Raw genomic sequence first — 20,590 nt, 5'->3', positions numbered from 1 at the left:
GCAGTTATTTTGCATGTATAAACTAAACAATTATACATATGAAAAATTTTCTTATACCTACGACTTTAAAAGAGGATACAATTTCGGCTGTAAAATCTGCGATCAATCAGGCAAAAGATTCTGAGTCAGAAATTATCTTAATGATAGTTTCAGAAGCTCCAGACACTTTTTCATCATCAAGTTTTTTACGTGAAATCAGAACCGGACTTACGGCAAGTCAGACCGAAGTTCTGGAAACATGCAGATATATCATCGACCACACACCCAATTTAAAAATAAAGGTACACAACCAATATGGAGTTTCGGCACCTATTTTTAAACGTATTATTGAGGTTTTTACTGCAAAATTGGTGATTCTTACACCTTCATATAAGCAAGAAACCAAAAAAATCCATCAATATGTAGTGCAATTGGCAGGAAATCAAAAATGCCCGATTTTGCATTTGAGCACAGAAACCAATAAAGAAGTTTTTAATAAAGCACTTTATATCGAAAATGCCAATGTAAATATGCATGTAAAAGATGTACAGCAATTTTTGAGTGATCATTTTTCTTTCGAAATCGTAAGTCAGACACCCAATTTTGATGATGATTACGAAAATGCACAGCCTTATTTATCAGAAGCTATCGCCAAACATAATATAGATATGGTTGTAGAAACCCGTAAAGGCGAAAAAATCAAATTTAAAAAAGTAAAAAAACAAAACGTTAATGAGATGCTGGGGCTTCCGGTGCTTTCATTGTATGAAGAACTGGCTTAGTCTTTAGTCCTTAGTTGTTAGTCCTTAGTTGTTAGTCCTTAGTCTTTAGTTTATTAGGATTTAATTTTATGCCTGTTTTTACAACAAGACTACTTACTAGCGACTAAGAACTAAGAACTTTAAAAAAAAATTAATTTAAAACCGAAAATATGTTATTAAAGAAAAGAATTCCAATGAAGTACGTTCTCGGGAAAATTAAAGTAGAAATTGCTCTGGTATTGGCTTATACCGTACTATTCGAAATTTTTCATTATTATTTTATCAACCTTCCCGTAGATATTCCAATTGCGATTCCAACCATGATTGGAACCATTATTTCCTTATTATTAGCCTTTAAATCTAATCAGGCTTACGACAGATGGTGGGAAGCCAGAATTGTCTGGGGCGCAATTGTAAACGATTCCAGAACATTAATCCGTCAGGTATTGACCTTTTATAAAGATCCGGATTTTTCTGTTGAAGCAAGCGAATTCAAAGAGAATTTTGCCAAAAGACAAATTGCATGGTGTTATAGTTTAGGACAGTCGTTAAGAGGTAAAGATCCTATAAAACCACTTAATGGTTTGGTAAGCGAAGATGAAATTCGATTTATAAAAAATCATCAAAACGTACCCAATGCCATTTTAATGCTGCACGCGCGCGACCTTAGAAATGCTAAAAACAGTAAACATATCAATATGTACCAACAAGTAGAAATTGATAATACATTGTCTAGATTGTGTGACGAAATGGGTAAATGTGAAAGAATTAAGAACACGATTTTCCCAACTACATACAGCATGTACATTCGTTTGACGTTGTGTTTGTTTATTTTATTACTTCCGTTTGGGTTAACAAGTGTATTAAGCTGGTTTGCAATTCCGTTAATTACAGCAATTGCCGCCGCATTCTTTTTGATCGAAAGAATGGCAATTCACTTGCAGGATCCGTTTGAAAACAGAGCAACAGATACACCAGTTACAACAATTGCCAATACAATTGAGAAAAATATCAAGCAGATGCTGAATGAATATCAAAGTGAATTTGATATTTTAAATGAATTTCAGTTGAAAGAAGAGCCGAAAAAAGTCGATAACGACGCTTATTATGTACTTTAAGTAATTAATTTTTGGTTTCTAATTGCTGGGTCGGACAACAAATGGTTAGGTTGTCCGGCCTTTTTTTTTGTGATTGCGAGGAACGAAGCAATCTCATTTGCAAAATCAAACTTTTTGTAATTATTAGAGTGGTTACTTCAAGGCGCACAGCAGTAAGTCTAAGTATCGTAATCACAATATTGTCATCCTGAGCGGAGTCGAAGGACGCTCCAATTGGCACGTGGCTTCGACTCCGCTAAGCCTGACAAGGATTGGCGATTTTCTTTGTGGAGTTTCTAGTGAGATTGCTTCGTTCCTCGCAATGACAAAATCGCGAATTTAACTAACCAACTGCTTCTCAGCCAATCTACCCAAAGTTCGAATAGATTCTCTCAATTCATTCGTCCACGGCAAACCAAAACTCAAGCGCATACAATTTGAAAATTGATCTTGCAGCGAAAAAATCCTGCCCGGCGCAATACTAATATGATGTTTCATCGCCAAATGATAAAAAGCAGCCGTATCAATTCTTTTATCCAATTCTACCCAAAGGAAAAAACCGCCCTGAGGCTGACTCACTTTTGTCCCTTTCGGGAAAGATTCTAAAACCGTATTAATGTAATTATTGCAATTATGATTTAAGATTTGGCGAATTTTCCTAAGATGATTTTCATAACGTCCGTTTTTCAGGAAATCGCCCACAACTTCGTGCGTAATAGTAGGCGAGGAGAGCGAATGGTAAATTTTATTTCGAAGAATTTCTTTTTTAAATTTTCCCGGCGAAACCCAGCCCACGCGATATCCCGGCGCCAAAGTTTTAGAAACCGAACTGCAGCAAAGTACAATCCCGCTTTCGTCATACGTTTTACAATTGGTTGGCCGGCTTGAGCCAAAATACAAATCGCCGTGAATATCGTCTTCAATAAGCGGTACATTATAAAATTCCATCAACTTAACGACTTCAATTTTATGCTCAACAGGCATCATACTTCCCGACGGATTGCTGAAATTACTCATTAAAAGACAAGCCTTTATCTTCTTAGTAGAAAGTGCTTTTTTTAGCGCTTCTAGTTCAATTCCCGTTGTCATATTAGTCGGCAATTCCATGATGTAAAGACCCAAAGATTTGGCCAGTTGCAAAATACCAAAATACGCAGGACTTTCTGTAATAATGGTATCGCCCGGTTTGGTCAAAGTCATCAAACAATGCGAAATCGCACTTGTACAGCCGGGCATTGTAATAATATCACTTTCTGTAAGCGATCCTCCCCACGAAAAAGACCATCTTGCAATCTCTTTTCTTAAATTTAAATTTCCTTGTACCTGCTCATAACTGGTACCGCTGTTAGGCAAAGATCGCATCGCCTGAATCATTCCCTTATTCAGTTTCGCAATCGGCAGTAACTCATTAGAAGGAAAACCCAAAGACAACATTGTAATATTTTGATCGGTCATATTACCGTAAACCCGATCTATTAAATCCTGACGATCGATATTGGCAACACTCAAAATCGGACTGCTCGAAGAACAGATTTCAAGACGTCTCGCCGAAATATTACTCACGTAATAACCCGATTGTGGTCGTGATTCTATCAGCGATCGGCTTTCGATTTCATAATACGCTTTACTTACTGTACTCATGCTGTAGCCCGTTTCTGCACAGACTTCGCGAATAGAAGGCAGTTTGTCGCCAACGTTTAAAACGCCCGATTTTATCTGTTTTTCTATACGGTCTGCAAACTGCAGATACAAGTAATTGGAATTTTTCATAAAAAAAAACTGTTATGCTGCAATTTACAAAAACTGTATCTGTATTGCTGTTTTATTTTTAAGAAATTTGCTTAATCAGAAAAACCAATCAAAAAAGGAAACCCGTGAAAACAACAAAGTATTATCTGGCAGCAATTACAGCTTACACCATTTGGGGATTTTTTAGCCTTGTGCTAAAACCAATTCACGAATATCCATCCTTAGATATTCTGTTTTACCGCGTTTTCAGTTGCAGCATTTTGATGTTGTTAATTGCTTTTACCTTTAAAAGAAAAAGGATAAAAGAAACCATCGAAACCTTTAAAGCATTATCAAAAACAGAAAAAAAGAAAACACTTTTATTAAATTTTGGAGGAAGCTTTTTTCTAATGGCAAACTGGTTTACGTTTATTTATGTAATGAACCATATCAGCGTAAAAGCAACTTCGCTGGCGTATTTAGTATGCCCGATTTTAACAACTTTACTGGCTTATTTTCTATTGCATGAAAAACTTACCAAAATACAATGGATTTCTGTCGGGCTAAGTATTTCTGGTTGTTTACTTTTGTCTTATTCTGATATTATGGATATGTTTTTCAGTATCATAATCGGTTTAACTTATGCATCCTATTTAGTAAGCCAGCGTGTAAACAAAGGTTTTGATAAATTTATCATACTAACTTTTCATATAACATTGGCAGCGATAGTTTTACTGCCTTTTTATCCGGTTTACAGCGGGCCGGTTCCAACAGAATTTAAGTTTTATTTCTGTATAGAAACCATCGCGGTATTGTTTACTATTTTTCCTTTATTCTTGAATTTATATGCACTTTCGGGAATCAATTCTTCAACAGTCGGAATGCTTTTAAACATAAACCCAATGATTGCTTTTGGTCTGGCCAATTTCGTTTATCACGAAAATATAAGCGGACTTCAAATTGCAGCGTACAGCATTATTTTTATTGCCGTTTTGGTTTTTAATTCGCATCATCTTTTGGCAATAAAACAAAAATATAGCCTGTCGTCTAAGGATTGTCAATAAAAGTAATTTTCATATTTTTTATTGGTTTAGAATTATAAAATTACGAGAATCTTAACAGGTTATTAAAACAGGAATGATTATTTTTCATTCCTGTTTTTTTATGCGAAAAACTGAAAAAGAGTTTGCCACGAATTACACAAATTTCACGAATTAGTTTAAAGACAATATTGAAAAAAAATTAGTGAAATTTGTGTAATTCGTGGCAAAATAAACTACAACCGAATCTATATTTTATGAAAAATACCAAACTTCAAGCCTTTATACCGTTATTTTATTTAGTGTGGTCTGATGATCTTTTGACTCAGAAAGAACTCGCTACTTTAAAAGAATTTATAGTTTCCAAAACCGGAATTTCCCCAGAAGATCAGGAATATCTGTTTTCTAAAATAGACATTTCAAATCCGCCTTCGCGAAATGAACTCGCGCAGTGGAAATCCGATATTGAGAAAACCATTCAAAATAAACCTTCAATAAAAACGATTTTTGAACTTGCCGGAGCACTTTCAGAAAAAGACTCTGATATTTATGTGTCTCAAGCCGATTTTTTAAAATTAGAAAATGATCTTGGAATTTTAGGCGAAGAAGTAATTCAGAATTTCAAATCCAAAGCCGAATCGTTTACCGCAAGTTCGCAGACAAATTCAAATTTTGATATTCAGAAAATAACCGAACTTCTGGACGGAAAACAAGCTCCGATTATCAAAAAAGTAAAATCGGTTATTTCCAGACCTGAATTTGCGTACGAAACTTCTACAGATATAAATGTTTACCGTCAAACCGTTTACAATTGGTGTAAAATTTTAGCCGAAGAAAATCTCGGAAATATGGCGTATCCAAAGCAATATGGCGGAGGAGAAAACATAGCTGATTATTTTGCGATTATGGAAACTTTGAGTTACCATGATTTGAGTTTGGTAATCAAATTTGGTGTTCAGTTTGGGCTTTGGGGAATGAGCGTACAATCGCTTGGAACCGAAAAACATTATGCAAAATATCTAAAAGATATTGGTTCGCTAAAAATTCCGGGTTGTTTTGCGATGACCGAAACACATCACGGTTCAAACGTAAAAGGTTTAGAAACTACAGCAACTTACCACCATAACGATCAGACTTTTACCATACACACGCCACACAAAATGGCGCAGAAAGAATATATTGGAAACGCAGCCGTACACGGACAAATGGCGACTGTTTTTGCTAAATTGGTTATTGATGATCACGATTATGGCGTAAATGCTTTTATAGTACCGTTGCGCGACACAAACGGAAATGTTTTAGACGGCGTTACCATTGGCGACTGCGGTCATAAAATGGGATTAAACGGCGTAGATAACGGAACAATTAGTTTTGATCAGGTTAAAATTCCGAAAGAAAATATGCTCGATCGTTTTGCTTCTGTAAACGATAAAGGAGAATTTGAAAGCCCGATTCCGAGTGATAACAGACGCTTTTTTACCATGTTAGGCACTTTGGTTGGCGGTAGAATCGGGATTCCGCGTTCGGCTTTGGCAGCAGCGAAATCTGGACTTACAATTGCCATTCGCTACAGCGATCAAAGAAGACAATTTGGCCCGGAAGGCGGATCTGAAGTTCCGATTTTAAATTACAGAATGCACCAACGCAGGTTATTGCCACATTTAGCAAAAACGTATGCTGTTCATTTTGCATTACAATATCTAACTAGCAGATTTTTAAACAGAACCGAAGCAGAAATGCAGGAAATCGAAGCTTTAGCTGCCGGAATGAAATCCTATTCAACATGGAGCACGAGAGACATTCTGCAAGAATGCCGCGAAGCGTGCGGAGGAAAAGGATATCTATCTGAAAACAGAATCGATGCGTTAAAAAATGACACTGAAATCTACACGACTTTTGAAGGTGACAACACGGTTTTAATGCAATTAACAGCCAAAAACCGTTTGTCTGAATTTAGAAAAGCATTCGGAGAAATGGGTTCGCTTGGAATTATCAATTATGTTTACGAAAATGCGAAAACAGCCATTGCAGAGAAAAACCCAATTGCAACCCGTAAAACAGATGATGAACATTTATTAGATTCAGAATTTCATCTTCAGGCCTTCATTCACAGAGAAAAAACAATTTTAGCATCGGCTGCTAAACGTATCAAAAAACTGGTTGACGGCGGTTTAGAACCTTACGACGCTTTTAATGTCGTACAGCACCAAATGATTGATGTTTCGCAGGCGTATTTAGAAAGAATTGTTTTAGAACAATTTCAAAAAGCAATAGAAACTGTTGAAGATCAGGAAGTAAAATCGGTATTAAAAAGATTAAATCAATTATATGCGCTTGCGCAAATCGAAAAAAACAAAGCCTGGTATCTCGAAGACGGCTACATGGAAGCAGTAAAAACAAAAGCAATTCGTAAAATGGTTAATCAGCTTTGCTGGGATATTCGTCCAGATGCTGTTGCACTTGTAAATGCATTTGATATTCCGGAGAGTTGTATTTCGGCACCGATTGCTACGGCTTAATTTTTTACCACAGATTAAAGGATTAAAAGGATTAAAAAAATCCGTGAAAATCCTTTAATCTGTGGCAATATTTCTTTGCGAACTTTGCGGTTAAAGAATCTCGCAAAGACGCAAAGGCGCAAAGTTTTTAAATGCAGTTTGTCATTTCGACGAAGGAGAAATCTCCGTAAGCAGCTCGACAAGCAAATCGTCAATCTTTGTAGAGTTTCTCGCGGAGATTTCTCCTTCGTCGAAATGACAAGATTGGAGATAATTAATTCGCGACAAAAAACTCAGAACCTTAGCAACTCAAAAACTCAGAACCTTTTTTATATTTGTTGTTCTCAAATTTATTTTAACTTGAAAAGAATATTACTCTTTTGCTTTCTTACTCTAATCAACTTTCCAATTTTCGCATCGGACAGTCCAGATACTATTATATCAAAATTAAACGATGCATTGAAAAATAAGCCACATTATGTAAGGCTTAAAGAAGAACGTATTTTAAATTTCAAGAAAATAAAATCCGAAAATCTTACCAAAGAACAAGAATACAATTACAACAAAACCCTGTATTTTGAATACCAAAAATTCAATTCAGATTCTGCCATTCGATATGTAAAAAAGAACATCAAAATCGCCGACGAACTTCAAAACAGCGATTTATTTAATTTGGCACAATTACAGTTGGTTACGCTTTATTCGACATCGGGAAAATACCGGGAATCTGAAGCCATTCTAAAAAGCATCAACAAAAAGAAATTAAACCCAACACTACTTGCCAATTATTATGTTTCCTACAGAGAGTTTTTCGAACATTATGCGGCCAACAGTGATAATAAAGAAGACAGAAATCAAATTGGAAAGTATAGAGATTCGCTTCTTACGATATTAAATCCCAAAACATTAGATTATAAAATCAATAGAATTCAGCAGGATATTTATCATAGAAAATACGAAAATACCCAAAAAGAATTAATCGGTTTATTGAAAGTTACCAAAGACGATAATCCGCAATATGCGATGATTACCTATCTTTTAGGGAAAATTTACGAAGCGACAAATCAATTAGAATTAAAAAAGAAATACTATGCACTTTCGGCAACTTCCGATTTAAAAAACGCCAACAAAGACAATGCATCATTACAGGAATTAGCTTCTGTTTATTATGAAATCGGTGATGTCGATATGGCGTATAAACTCACGCAATCGGCAATCGAAGACGCGCTTTATTGCAATGTCCAGTTCCGTACGCTTTTAATGTCAGAAGTCTATTCGATAATCAATACCGTTTATTTAGAGCGCGAAGCCCAAAGAAAAACCGAATTACAGCTTTATCTGTTGTGTATCAGTCTGCTTTCTTTATTCTTGATTGTGGCGATTGTTTACGTTTACAAACAAATGAAAAGAGTTTCGAGAATAAGAACAGAATTGTATGAAACCAGCCAGAAATTAGCCGAATTAAACAAAGATATTACCGAAACCAATCTGCAATTGCAGGAAAGAAACTCGCAATTATCAGAATCTAATCACGTAAAAGAAGAATATATTGCGCATTTTTTCAGCCTTTGCTCGACTTACATCAATAAATTAGAAAACTATCGTATTATCTTAAACAAAAAAGCAACGGCAAAACAATTCGACGAGATTTACAAAATGCTCAAATCGACTACTTTGGTTGATAATGAATTGGAAGAATTGTATAAAAACTTCGATATTATCTTTTTGAATTTATATCCCACTTTCGTGAAAGATTTCAATGCACTCTTAATTAAGGAAGAACAAATTGTGCTGAAACAAGGTGAATTGTTAAATACTGAACTTCGAATTTTTGCTTTAATCCGACTCGGAATTACAGACAGTGTAAAAATTGCGGCATTTTTAAGATACTCTTTGAGCACAATTTACAATTATAGAACCCGGGCAAGAAATAAAGCTGCAGTTTCTAGAAATGATTTTGAAGAAATGGTAATTAAAATTGGTTTAATTTCATTAAAATCATAGTTTTTTATTTTAAAATCACTACTTTTTTCAGCCTATATTTTTTGTTAAATAATTAATAATCAATATTTTAATTTTTTAAACTACTACTTTTTTCCGTTCAAAAATCTAACGTGTACTATAACGTTTTAGTTTTACAATATTATTAAAAGGTACTCCTGACCAAAGTATCTTTATTGTAAATAGAATGGTTTAATAATATGTATTATGTTTAAAAACGTTAAAACAATTGTTGTTTTACTTTTGTTGGGTGCTGTTGGGATGAACGCCCAAAATAAAGTTCCAGTTTATCTTGATGATAAAAAACCTATTAACGAACGTGTAGAAGATGCACTTTCTAAAATGACTACGGCAGAAAAAATTGCTATAATTCATGCGCAGTCAAAATTTAGCTCACCGGGTGTGAAGCGTTTAGGAATTCCGGAAAACTGGATGACCGACGGACCACACGGAATTCGTACGGAAGTAAAATGGGACGAATGGGATCAGGCTGGATGGACAAACGATTCTTGTATCGCATTTCCTGCACTTACGGCACTTTCTGCAACCTGGAACAAAGAATTGGCTTCTCTTTATGGAAAATCTATCGGAGAAGAAGCACGTTACCGTAACAAAAACGTATTATTAGGACCTGGAGTTAATATTTACAGATCGCCATTAAACGGTCGTAACTTCGAATATATGGGAGAAGATCCGTTTTTGACTTCAAAAATGGTAGTTCCTTACATAAAAGGTGTACAGTCTAACGGCGTAGCTGCCTGTGTAAAACACTTTGCATTAAACAATCAGGAAACTAATCGTAATACCGTAAATGTAGTAGTTGATGATCGTGCTTTGTACGAGATTTACCTGCCTGCATTTAAAGCTGCTGTACAAGAAGGAGACGCTTGGGCAATTATGGGTTCTTATAATAAATACAAAGGACAACAATGCTGCCACAACGAATTTTTATTGAATGATATTCTTCGCGGAGAATGGGGTTTCAAAGGTGTTGTAGTTTCAGACTGGGGTGGAGTTCACGATACAAAACAAGCGATTCACAATGGTTTAGACATGGAATTTGGTTCTTGGACAAACGGTCTTTCTTGGGGAACAAGTAATGCTTATGATAACTATTATTTAGCAAAACCGTATTCTACCATGATCGAAAAAGGTGAAGTTGGAACTAAAGAATTAGACGAAAAAGTGCGTCGTGTTTTACGTTTGGCTTTTTTGACTACAATGGATAAAAACAGACCTTTTGGATCTTTTGGAACAAAAGAACATGCAGATGCTGGAAGAAAAATTGCTGAAGAAGGAATTGTATTGCTTCAAAACAACAATAATATTCTGCCAATCAATCTTTCTAAAACTAAAAAGATTGCAGTAATTGGAGAAAATGCGATTAAAATGATGACAGTAGGAGGAGGAAGTTCTTCTCTTAAAGCAAGATACGAGATTACACCGCTTGAAGGTTTAAAGAAAAGAATCGGAAATGAGGCGCAGATTACTTACGCTCGCGGTTATGTTGGAGACCCAACAAGTAACTATAACGGAGTTATTGCAAAAGTAAGTTTAGAAGAAAAACGTTCTCCGGCAGAATTAACTGCAGAAGCTTTAAAAGTGGCTAAAGATGCAGATATTGTTCTTTTTATCGGAGGTTTAAATAAAAGTCCAAATCAGGATGATGAAGGGCATGATCGTACAGAACTTGGACTTCCTTACAATCAGGATAAATTAATTTCTGAATTAGCTAAAGTAAATAAAAACATTGTTTTTGTAAATATTTCTGGAAATGCAGTTTCAATGCCTTGGATAAAAGAAGTTCCGGGTGTAGTACAAGGATGGTTTTTAGGTACAGAAGCTGGAAACGCTTTAGCAGCTGTTTTGGTTGGAGATGTTAATCCTTCTGGAAAATTATCTTTTACTTTCCCGGTAAAATTAAATGATAACGGAGCACATGCTTTAGGAGATTTCCCTGGTGGAGATGAAGTAGTTTACAAAGAAGGAATTTTTGTTGGATACCGTTGGGCAGACAAACAAAAAATCAAACCATTATTTTCTTTTGGTCACGGATTAAGCTACACTACTTTTCAATACGGAAAAGTAACGGCAGACAAAAAACAAATTACAGCTGCAGATCAGATTTCATTTTCTGTAACCGTTAAAAATACAGGAACGCGTGACGGATCTGAAGTTGTACAACTTTACATCAGCGATTTAAAATCATCATTGCCGCGTCCGATAAAAGAATTAAAAGGATTTGAAAAAGTTTCGCTAAAAGCGGGAGAAGAAAAAACAGTAACCATTACGGTTGATAAAACGGCTCTTAGCTTTTTTGATGATAAAAAACACGAATGGGTTGCAGAACCTGGAGACTTTGAAGCCATTATTGGAGCGTCTTCTACAGACATAAAATCTAAAGTGAGTTTTTCACTAAAATAGTTTTTATTATTTCTAAACTTGGTTGGTTTGTAGAGCTGCAATGATAAAAAGTTGCAGCTTTATTTTTAGTTTTTTTTTTACCATTAAGGCATTAAGTTAATTAAGCTTTGGGTTTGGATTAAAGCTGAAGGGAATTAAGTTTAGAGTTTAAACAAAAATAAGCCATAAAGAAATTAGAACAATTATACTGTAAAGCTTAATGAAACTTAACTTTCTAAAATAGTTAAGCTTAAGCTAAATACTTAATTAACTTAATATCTTAATGGTAGAAAAAAATATAGCTATGAAAAAAATTGTAATAAGCGCTTTTGCTCTTTTCTTGTTTCAAAATCTTTCGGCGCAAAGCCTGGATAAAATGCAATGGTTTAATGAACCTGAAAAATGGGAAATTAAAAACAATGCTTTGATTATGAATGTTACGGCAAACAGCGATTACTGGCGAATCTCACATTACGGATTTACGGTTGACGATGCTCCGTTTTATTACGCCAATTACGGCGGTGAATTTGAAGCCAAAGTAAAACTGACCGGAAATTACATCGCTCGTTTTGATCAAATGGGATTAATGATTCGCGTTGATGAAAAAAACTACATCAAAACTGGTGTTGAATTTGTTGACGGAAAATTTAATATCAGTACCGTTGTAACGCACGACAAAAGTGATTGGAGTGTAACAACATTAGAAAAAGCACCGCCTTTTGTATGGATAAAAGTAGTTAGAAGATTAGATGCCTTAGAAGTGTTTTTCTCTTATGATGACAAAAACTATATCCTGACCAGAAATGCACCGCTGCAAGACAATACGCCCGTTATGGTTGGTTTAATGGCCGCATCACCAGACGGAAAAGGCTTTGAAGCTAAATTCGAAAACTTCACCGTAAAACATTTACCAGACCAAAGAAGAGCAGAGTGGCTTAAGAATCATCAATAGAGTTTTTTTAGTTCTTAGTTTTTTAGTCCTAAGTACTTAGTTATGAGATTTTACTAGATGTAAATCATAATAATAAACCTTTAGTATATTTTTAATGACTAAAAATATATTTGCTTAATATTACACAACTATGACTAAAAAACTAATGACTAAGTACTTAGGACTAAAAACTAAAAACTAAAAACTAAAAACTCACAACTTATAACCTATGAAAAAACATTACGAAATTCTAGACGGATTACGCGGCGTTGCAGCGATTTTGGTTGTTGCGTTTCACGTCTTTGAAACTTTTTCAGGCGGCAACCGCTTTGTACAAATCATCAATCACGGTTATCTGGCTGTAGATTTCTTTTTTATATTATCTGGTTTTGTTGTGGCGTATGCCTACGACGACCGCTGGGGAAAAATGACACAATGGGAGTTTTACAAAAGACGTTTAATCCGTTTGCAGCCGATGGTAATCATGGGAATGATTATTGGCGCGGCGTTGTATTATTTTCAGGCTTCCGATATTTTATTTCCGCAGATTGCGACGATGCCCGTTTGGAAATTAATATTAGTAATGTTTGTTGGCTTTACGCTGATTCCCTTAACACCATCAGCAGAAATTAGAGGTTGGGGCGAAATGCATCCGCTAAACGGTCCGGCCTGGTCGTTGTTTTTCGAATATATTGCGAATATTTTATACGCTTTATTCTTTCGCAAATTCTCAAATAAAGTAATGGCGGTATTCGTTGTGATTTTTGCAGGATTGCTTATCAATTACACCGTTTTTGGCCCAAAAGGAGATGTAATTGGCGGCTGGTCTTTAAACTTTGAACAACTTAATGTCGGGTTTACACGTTTATTATATCCGTTTTTTGCCGGAGTTTTACTTTCGCGTTTAGGAAAACTTATTCACATAAAAGGCGCTTTTTGGGTTTGCAGTTTATTGATCTTTATCATTTTGTGCGTACCAAGAATTGGCGACGAAAACAGTTTATGGATGAATGGTATTTACGAATCTGTTTGTATTATTTTATTATTTCCGTTAATTGTTTCCATTGGAGCAGGAGGAGAAATTAAAAATCCCGTATCGCTAAAAATTTGCAAAATGTTAGGCGATATTTCGTATCCAATTTACATTACGCATTATCCGCTTATTTATTGGTTTACCGCTTGGGTTGTCGATAATAAAGTATCGTTACAAGACGGTTATTTAGTCGGAATTGGAGTCTTAGTCGCTAGTATTGTACTTGCATTTTTATGTCTTAAATTATACGATGAGCCAGTTCGTAATTGGCTTCAGAAAAAATTTCAAAAGCAGAAACCCGTTTCGGCGCCATGATTTTTTTAGAGTTTGTAATTTTATAAGTTGCAAATGTTAAAAGGGATGAAAATTTATTTTTTCATCTCTTTTTTAATTTAAATTTATGGCGTTAAAAAATATAAGAATGTCACCATTAGAAGAAATCCATAAAATGCCTATTTTTCAGAAGGCAGAACAAATATTTCAGCTTACACAAGGTCTAGTTCAGATTGTTCCATTAGAAAATGAATTTTTGCAGGAAACTGTAGTTAAGTTTATGTTGGAAAACGCTATGATTATTCCAGCTAAAATAGCAGGGGCAGAAGGCGTAGATTTATACGATCTTCGAATGGAAAATGCAACATTAATTAGAAAAGCAGCCAAAGAATTATACGTACAGGTGGGAAGTCTTCGTTTTGAAAAAGGAATCCGCGATAAAGATTATATCGAATTATTACGAAACACAATCGAAGAATTTCGGTTTTTATTTATAGACTGGGTTGCCGGATTTGATAAATGGAGCTATATAAAAGACAATTGGGGCTTATTCAATCCGCCTGGAGTACACGCTCACGACAAAGATCCAGACGAAGATATTCCGTTTGATCCAAATGATTTTCTTCAATATGGAGATGAAGATGAAGACGATTTGTAATCATTTTTATTTATAGTTTATCGTTTGTTGTTTATATAGAAAATCCCGCAAAATCTGCCAAATCTGCGAGAAAAAAAATAAAAAAAAGGGATGAAAAAACAATTTTCCATCCCTTTCTATTTTATATAAAAATAATTTATTTCACAACCAATTCTGCCAAAGCTTCTTTAGAAAAACCTTTTAATTCATCCATTTTTCCAGCTTTAATTTTAGCAGTCCAATTTGGATCTGATAAAAGAGGTCTTCCAACAGCAACTAAATCAAAATCACCTCTGTCGAAACGTCTGGTCAATTCGTCTAACGATGCAGGTTCTGAACTTTCTCCTGAAAAAGCACCAAAGAAATCGCTGGAAAGACCAACAGAACCCACGGTAATAGTTGGCGCTCCCGTAACTTTTTTAGCCCATCCGGCAAAATTCAAATCAGAACCTTCAAATTCAGGTTCCCAGAAACGTCTTTGAGAAGCGTGAATAATATCTACACCAGCATCAACAAGAGGCGTAAGCCACGCTTCTAATTCCTGCGGATTTTTAGCCAGTTTATAATTATAATCAGAAGGTTTAAATTGAGAAAAACGCATGATAACTGCAAAATCATTTCCAACTTGTCTTCTAACTTCTTTAATTACTTCAATAGCAAAACGATTACGTTCCGGCAAAGTTTTTCCGCCATATACATCATCACGAAGATTAGTTTCAGCTCTAAAAAACTGATCGATCAAATAACCGTGCGCACCGTGAATTTCTACAGTATCAAAACCCAATCTTTTGGCATCAGCAGCAGCTTTTCCGAATGCAAGAATAGTCTCTTCAATATCTTTCTCAGACATTGTAATACCATTTCTAAAATCCGGTCGGTTTAATCCAGACGGCCCTTCAAAAGGAACTGGCGGCACCCATCCAGAATGATGATTGTCCATAATCCCCATGTGCCAGATTTGTGGTCCCATTTGTCCGCCTGCAGCATGAACTTCATTTATTACTTTCTGCCATCCTTTTAAGGCATCATCGCCATGAAAATGAGGCACATTAGCATCGTTTGAAGAAGAACGTCTGTCGATAACAGTTCCTTCAGATAATATTAAACCAACTTCACCTTCAGCTCTTTTTTGATAATATTCAGCAACAGTGTCAGTTGGAACTCCGTTTGGAGAAAAAGAGCGCGTCATAGGCGCCATTACGATTCGGTTTTTTAGATTTAACGTTTTTAAGTTAAAGGTCGAAAACAGGTTTTTTGTACTCATAAGTAATTTACAAATTAGTTTGAATTAATTTACTGAGTGCTTCAAAGGCACCTTCGTTGCGTTTGTAGTATGTCCATTGTCCAACGCGTTTGGATTCTATAAAACCAGCACGCTGTAAAATCGACAAGTATTCAGAAACTGTCGATTGCGTCAGGCCTGCTTTTTCTTGTATCTGTCCAACACAAACTCCGTGTTCAAATCCGGCATGTTTGCCTTGATCAGGAAAATGTATTTCGGGTTCTTTGAGCCATTCCAGCATTTGTAGCCTGGCTTTATTAGACAGTGCCTTAAAGATTTCTATTTGTTCCATGGTGCAAATATATCGACTTTTCCCGATATGCCAATTTCCCGATATGTTTTTGTGAAAAATTTATGACTGGAGTAGAAGAGTTAGAGGTAAAGACGAGGAATTTTATCAAAGAAAATTTATATTTGCTTTTAGAATAATCTTGCAAAGTTTTTTAACCATATAAGTGATATAAGTTCATTTTAGAAAAGCTTAAATTATCTTATATCACTTATATGGTTTAATTCTCTTAGGGTCTTTGCGAGATTGAAAGCTCCAAATAAATAAACTTAATCAATTATGAAAAAAACTTTACTCATTTTAGCATTCGTGTGTGGTATAATAACCAATACAAAAGCCCAAACAATAGGAACAGAAATCGGAGACATTGCGCCAGAAATAGAACTTCCGGACACAAAAGGAAACAATGTTGTACTTTCATCTCTAAGAGGTTCATTGGTTTTGGTAGATTTTTGGGCATCTTGGTGTGCACCCTGCATAAAAGAACAGCCGACATTATTAAAACTATATAACGCTAATCCAGATAAATTTTCGATTTATGCCATTTCGATGGATACAAAAAAACCGCTTTGGCTTGGTGCAGTTGCAAAAGGTAAATTGCCGTGGGTAAACGTAAGCGATCTAAAATACTGGAAATCTCCTGTAGTGGGCGATTATATGCTGCAGTCTGTTCCGCTTAATTTTTTAATCGATAAAAACGGAATTATCGTAGCAAAAAACATTCACGGAAAAGCGTTGGAAGATAAAGTTCAAAGTTTACTTTAAAAGGAAATTCCAATTTTTTAAAATTCCAAATTCCAAGTAATTTGGTTTTAAAAAAAAATATAAATATACTTTTAGTGTATTGTCAGGCTGAGCGGAGTCGAAGTCCGTGCCAATTGGAGCGCCTTCGACTCCGCTCAGGATGACAAAATCGTGGTTACGTTGCGTAGACGATACAGAATAAATTGCGTATACATGACAACATCACGTAAAAAACAAAAAATTCCAAATCCCAATTATACTAAAAGTACAGTTTGGAATTTGGAATTTTATTTTTAAAAATTTCCGCTTCTTTGGAATTTGGAATTTCTTTATTGAAATTTAGATTTTACTCCTCATTCGGTGTCTTCTTAACACCTCCAAATTGCGTTTTAAGCATTTCTCTTATCTGGAATTGCGTTTTGTTCTGTGTGGCATTCTTCCATTCTTTTTGATCATAGATATGTATTCCGGTTGAATACGGATTTGTGACAAATGAAATCCTCGAAATCGTATATTTGTAATACTTTAGTTCCTGAGACACATGACGGTCCGGAACCACAATTATAATGTTCTCCCAATTAAGAAAGTCCTTAGGGACATCTTCTCTTTCTAATAAACCAAGAGATTCAAAGAAAGCAGTAATCTTTTGATCATTAAGCTTGTGTATCTTATTGTCAATGTTTTTGAATGTACTATGAAGCCTATTTTCGTTTATAATAGTACTCATGATAGCGTTGTTTTTTGTTTAATTTTTATATAAAGTTACAGCAAAAGCAACTGAATTATAAAATTTAAAGCCAATAGAATCATTCTAAATTTTAGACCCTGTTTTCTGCCAGTTGTATAAGTGTTTCATCATAGATTGATAAAATACTATTAATATCGCTTGGCAAAAAGCAATACTTTTATGCCTGACTAACTACCACTATACTTATGAAAACTGTTTGTACCAAAGGAATATTGCTTTATTGTATTTTTTTAATGTCTTGTTTTTCTTTCGCTCAAAATAAACCAGAAAGAGAAAAGATAGTAATAGACAAAGACTGGCGTTTTTCGTTAGGTCATTTGTACGATACTCAAAAAGACTTTGGTCATGCCGAAGGCTATTTCTCTTATTTAGCCAAAACAGGTTTTGCAGACGGTCCCGCAGCACCAGGATTTGACGACCGCGCCTGGCGAAAACTAGATTTACCGCACGATTGGGCTGTTGAGCAGTCTTTTAGCGAAAGCGCAAGTTTCAGCCACGGCTTTAAAACCGCTGGCAAAAACTTTCCAGAAAAAAGCATTGGCTGGTACAGAAAGAAAATAACAATTCCGGAAAGCGATTTGGGACGTATCATTTCTTTAAAATTTGATGGTGTTTTTAGAAATTCGAAAGTGTTTTTTAACGGACATTATCTTGGAACTGAAGAAAGCGGTTACAATGGTTTTGAGTACGATATTACGGCTTATGTAAATTACGGCGGCGAAAATACAATTGTCGTTCGTGCCGATGCTTCGATGGAAGAAGGTTGGTTTTACGAAGGCGCCGGAATTTACAGACATATATATTTACAAAAAACAAATCCAATTTTTGTGGTTGAAAACGGAACTTACGTAACTTCTCAAATTACAAATAACAATGCTGAAGTTAGGGCTGAAGTTTCTATTGAAAACAAAGGAAATTATAAAGGCTTAATTGAAATTTCCCAGACAATTATTGATGCTTCGGGAAAAGAAATTGCTCACTTTTCTGAGAAAGAAACAGCGCCGGAATTTTATAAAACAGCAAAATATACTTCAAAACTTCAAGTTCAAAATCCATTATTATGGGATATTGATTCGCCCAATTTGTATCGATTAATTACAGAAGTTAAGCAAGAAGGAAAAATTCTGGATCGTTATGAAACTTCTTTCGGAATAAGAACCATTGTTTTTGATGCTGAAAAAGGAATTATTTTAAACGGAAAACCAGTAAAACTTAAAGGAACAAACAATCATCAGGATCATGCGGGAATTGGAACTGCTTTGCCTGAAGAATTGCAATATTACAGAATTAAAAAACTCAAAGAAATGGGCTCAAATGCCTACAGATGTTCGCACAATCCACCAACGCCAGAATTGTTAGATGCTTGTGATAAACTCGGAATGCTGGTAATTGATGAAACCCATTTGATGGGAATTAACGATTATCATTTAAATGATTTAAAACGAATGATCGACCGCGACCGCAATCATCCGAGTATTTTCTGCTGGTCTGTTGGCAACGAAGAATGGAATATTGAAGGCGGGATTACTGGAGAAAGAATTACAAACATAATGCAGGGATTTGCCAAAAGTATTGATGATACAAGGCCTGTAACTGTGGGAATTAGCAGCGGTTTTAAAAGTGGTATTTCGTCTGTTGTCGAAATTATGGGATATAATTATATGGGCAACGGCGATATTGATGCGCACAGAAATCAATTTAAAAACCAGCCCGGAATGGGAACGGAGGAAGGTTCTACGTTTGCTACGCGAGGTATTTATTTTACCGATGATGCCAAACATTATCAAAGCGCTTACGACAAAAAACCGCGTCCGTCTTTTTATAGTATCGAAGAAGGCTGGAAATTTTACGCGTCACGCCCTTACTTGGCAGGAATGTTTATCTGGACGGGTTTTGATTATCGCGGTGAACCTACGCCGTATGGCTGGCCTTCTGTAACGTCTTATTTCGGAATGATGGATGTTTGCGGTTTCCCAAAAGACAATGTTTTTTACCTAAAATCGTGGTGGGGAACTGAAGCTGTTTTGCATCTTTTACCGCACTGGAACTGGAGTGGGATGGAAGGTAAAGAAATCGACGTTTGGGTGTATTCTAATTGTGATGAGGTCGAACTTTTTCTAAACAAAAAGAGTTTAGGAAAAAAGAAAATGGAACCGTTAGGACATCTGGAATGGAAGGTAAAATACACGCCCGGAACTCTGGAAGCGATTGGCTATAAAAATGGTAAAAAGATACTTTCTGAAATTCAGAAAACGACTGAAAATCCAGAAAATATTAAACTTTCTGTTGATAAAGAAATTGCAGCTAATGCTAATATTGCTGTAATAACGGTTGAGGTTACAGACAAAAAAGGACTTCATATGCCGACAGCAGATAACGAAATAAGTTTTGATATTAAAGGGGGAAAAATTCTTGGTGTAGGAAATGGTGATCCAACATCTTTAGAAAAAGATAAATTTCTAGATGATATTCAACTAGTTTCGATAACGAATTTGCAGGAACAAAAAGCAGCAACTGTAAGTTTGCCACAGCAATTACCATCTTTTGATGAAAATTGGAATGAAGCTTTTAAAAACAGAGATTACAAAAATCAAGCTCCGGCGTATGTTTACCGCGGTGAATTTGATTTAAAAGAAAATACAAAATCTACTATTGTGAATTTCTTTTATAAAAAAATAGGAATAGAAACCGTTGTTTTTGTGAATGGAAATAAAGTAACTGCAACTACAGAAGATGCTCAAAAATATACTTTTAATACCGCAATTTTAAAACAAGGAAAAAACTCAATTTACATCATCGCGACTCCTTTACAAAAAATAAAAGATTGGGATGTAATGAATACAGATCCCGGAATTATTCAAGTAATCACACCGTCTGAACCGTGGAAACGCAAATTGTTCAACGGTTTTGCTCAAATTATTATTCAAAAAGAAGAAAACGAAAAAGAGGTTATTTTATCCGCTTCCGCGAAAGGATTAAAGACTTTTAACTTGAAGATAGATTAATGATTTAACCGCAAAGTTCGCAATTCATTAAAAAAATCTCGCAAAGTCGCGAAGTCGCAAAGTAAAATAAATAATAAACTTTGCGACTTCGCGACTTTGCGAGATTCATACTCTAACCTTTACAAAAAAACTTGCGGTTAA

15 protein-coding genes are annotated in these 20,590 nt (G+C 35.3%); 11 read left to right on the top strand and 4 right to left on the bottom strand.

All coding sequences use genetic code 11. From position 1 onward, the window contains the following. Positions 1-38: 38 nt before the first annotated feature. Positions 39-761 (top strand): hypothetical protein, encoded by a 723-nt coding sequence (locus EV144_RS03025; protein WP_134146052.1) that lies wholly within the window; start codon positions 39-41, stop codon positions 759-761. 149 nt (positions 762-910) lie between these two features. After that, positions 911-1,858 (top strand): bestrophin family protein, encoded by a 948-nt coding sequence (locus EV144_RS03015; protein WP_134146050.1) that lies wholly within the window; start codon positions 911-913, stop codon positions 1,856-1,858. A 318-nt stretch (positions 1,859-2,176) separates the two neighbouring features. Here the strand turns inward: EV144_RS03015 and EV144_RS03010 are convergent, their stop codons facing one another. Beyond that, a complete protein-coding gene (locus tag EV144_RS03010) occupies positions 2,177-3,607 on the bottom strand; it encodes a PLP-dependent aminotransferase family protein (protein ID WP_134146048.1) in 1,431 nt (476 codons plus the stop codon). Between the two features lie 104 nt (positions 3,608-3,711). Between EV144_RS03010 and EV144_RS03005 the strand changes: the two genes are divergently transcribed. The 7 genes from EV144_RS03005 (at position 3,712) to EV144_RS02975 (ending at position 14,402) form a co-directional block, all read left to right on the top strand. Beyond that, positions 3,712-4,629, top strand: coding sequence for an EamA family transporter (locus EV144_RS03005; RefSeq protein ID WP_134146046.1), 918 nt, complete (start codon positions 3,712-3,714; stop codon positions 4,627-4,629). 233 nt (positions 4,630-4,862) lie between these two features. Continuing rightward, on the top strand, positions 4,863-7,124 hold the full coding sequence (locus tag EV144_RS03000) for an acyl-CoA dehydrogenase (protein ID WP_134146044.1): 2,262 nt from the start codon (positions 4,863-4,865) through the stop codon (positions 7,122-7,124). A gap of 339 nt (positions 7,125-7,463) precedes the next feature. Then, complete coding sequence (locus EV144_RS02995) at positions 7,464-9,107, top strand: DUF6377 domain-containing protein (protein ID WP_134146042.1); 1,644 nt, start codon at positions 7,464-7,466, stop codon at positions 9,105-9,107. A 204-nt stretch (positions 9,108-9,311) separates the two neighbouring features. Continuing rightward, positions 9,312-11,528, top strand: coding sequence for a glycoside hydrolase family 3 C-terminal domain-containing protein (locus EV144_RS02990; RefSeq protein WP_134146040.1), 2,217 nt, complete (start codon positions 9,312-9,314; stop codon positions 11,526-11,528). Between the two features lie 283 nt (positions 11,529-11,811). After that, positions 11,812-12,459, top strand: a complete 648-nt coding sequence (locus EV144_RS02985) for a DUF1349 domain-containing protein (RefSeq protein ID WP_134146038.1) — start codon at positions 11,812-11,814, stop codon at positions 12,457-12,459. 208 nt (positions 12,460-12,667) lie between these two features. After that, positions 12,668-13,786, top strand: a complete 1,119-nt coding sequence (locus EV144_RS02980) for an acyltransferase family protein (protein WP_134146037.1) — start codon at positions 12,668-12,670, stop codon at positions 13,784-13,786. 106 nt (positions 13,787-13,892) lie between these two features. Then, positions 13,893-14,402, top strand: coding sequence for a hypothetical protein (locus EV144_RS02975; RefSeq protein ID WP_134146035.1), 510 nt, complete (start codon positions 13,893-13,895; stop codon positions 14,400-14,402). Positions 14,403-14,538: 136 nt separating this feature from the next. On the opposite strand, the gene EV144_RS02970 is transcribed toward EV144_RS02975, so the two are convergent. Together EV144_RS02970 and EV144_RS02965 are read right to left on the bottom strand one after the other, a co-directional pair. Next, positions 14,539-15,645 (bottom strand): NADH:flavin oxidoreductase, encoded by a 1,107-nt coding sequence (locus tag EV144_RS02970; protein ID WP_134146033.1) that lies wholly within the window; start codon positions 15,643-15,645, stop codon positions 14,539-14,541. Positions 15,646-15,652: 7 nt separating this feature from the next. Beyond that, entirely contained in the window at positions 15,653-15,955 is a 303-nt protein-coding gene (locus tag EV144_RS02965; RefSeq protein WP_134146031.1) for an ArsR/SmtB family transcription factor, read from the bottom strand. A 276-nt stretch (positions 15,956-16,231) separates the two neighbouring features. Between EV144_RS02965 and EV144_RS02960 the strand changes: the two genes are divergently transcribed. Beyond that, complete coding sequence (locus EV144_RS02960) at positions 16,232-16,717, top strand: TlpA family protein disulfide reductase (RefSeq protein ID WP_134146029.1); 486 nt, start codon at positions 16,232-16,234, stop codon at positions 16,715-16,717. A 325-nt stretch (positions 16,718-17,042) separates the two neighbouring features. Here the strand turns inward: EV144_RS02960 and EV144_RS02955 are convergent, their stop codons facing one another. Beyond that, the gene (locus EV144_RS02955; protein WP_134146027.1) at positions 17,043-17,423 is read right to left on the bottom strand and encodes a hypothetical protein; all 381 of its coding nucleotides are present in this window, start codon (positions 17,421-17,423) and stop codon (positions 17,043-17,045) included. A gap of 206 nt (positions 17,424-17,629) precedes the next feature. On the opposite strand from EV144_RS02955, the gene galA reads away from it, so the two are divergent. After that, positions 17,630-20,449: a beta-galactosidase GalA gene (gene galA, locus EV144_RS02950; protein ID WP_134146025.1), complete on the top strand. Its 2,820-nt coding sequence runs from the start codon at positions 17,630-17,632 to the stop codon at positions 20,447-20,449. Positions 20,450-20,590: the final 141 nt, after the last annotated feature.

Origin of the sequence: Flavobacterium sp. 270, assembly GCF_004368785.1 — a bacterium.
In the GTDB taxonomy this organism is placed as follows: Bacteria; Bacteroidota; Bacteroidia; order Flavobacteriales; family Flavobacteriaceae; genus Flavobacterium.
Note: the sequence above shows the minus strand (reverse complement) of the source record. Positions and strands in the feature narration are given on the sequence as shown.

What these genes read in the sequence shown, in the direction of transcription:
- EV144_RS03025 (WP_134146052.1), top strand. Translation starts at nt 39, where the DNA reads ATGAAAAATTTTCTTATACCTACGACTTTAAAAGAGGATACAATTTCG.
- EV144_RS03015 (WP_134146050.1), top strand. Translation starts at nt 911, where the DNA reads ATGTTATTAAAGAAAAGAATTCCAATGAAGTACGTTCTCGGGAAAATT.
- EV144_RS03010 (WP_134146048.1), bottom strand. Translation starts at nt 3,607, where the DNA reads ATGAAAAATTCCAATTACTTGTATCTGCAGTTTGCAGACCGTATAGAA.
- EV144_RS03000 (WP_134146044.1), top strand. Translation starts at nt 4,863, where the DNA reads ATGAAAAATACCAAACTTCAAGCCTTTATACCGTTATTTTATTTAGTG.
- EV144_RS02990 (WP_134146040.1), top strand. Translation starts at nt 9,312, where the DNA reads ATGTTTAAAAACGTTAAAACAATTGTTGTTTTACTTTTGTTGGGTGCT.
- EV144_RS02985 (WP_134146038.1), top strand. Translation starts at nt 11,812, where the DNA reads ATGAAAAAAATTGTAATAAGCGCTTTTGCTCTTTTCTTGTTTCAAAAT.
- EV144_RS02980 (WP_134146037.1), top strand. Translation starts at nt 12,668, where the DNA reads ATGAAAAAACATTACGAAATTCTAGACGGATTACGCGGCGTTGCAGCG.
- EV144_RS02975 (WP_134146035.1), top strand. Translation starts at nt 13,893, where the DNA reads ATGTCACCATTAGAAGAAATCCATAAAATGCCTATTTTTCAGAAGGCA.
- EV144_RS02970 (WP_134146033.1), bottom strand. Translation starts at nt 15,645, where the DNA reads ATGAGTACAAAAAACCTGTTTTCGACCTTTAACTTAAAAACGTTAAAT.
- EV144_RS02965 (WP_134146031.1), bottom strand. Translation starts at nt 15,955, where the DNA reads ATGGAACAAATAGAAATCTTTAAGGCACTGTCTAATAAAGCCAGGCTA.
- EV144_RS02960 (WP_134146029.1), top strand. Translation starts at nt 16,232, where the DNA reads ATGAAAAAAACTTTACTCATTTTAGCATTCGTGTGTGGTATAATAACC.
- EV144_RS02955 (WP_134146027.1), bottom strand. Translation starts at nt 17,423, where the DNA reads ATGAGTACTATTATAAACGAAAATAGGCTTCATAGTACATTCAAAAAC.
- galA (WP_134146025.1), top strand. Translation starts at nt 17,630, where the DNA reads ATGAAAACTGTTTGTACCAAAGGAATATTGCTTTATTGTATTTTTTTA.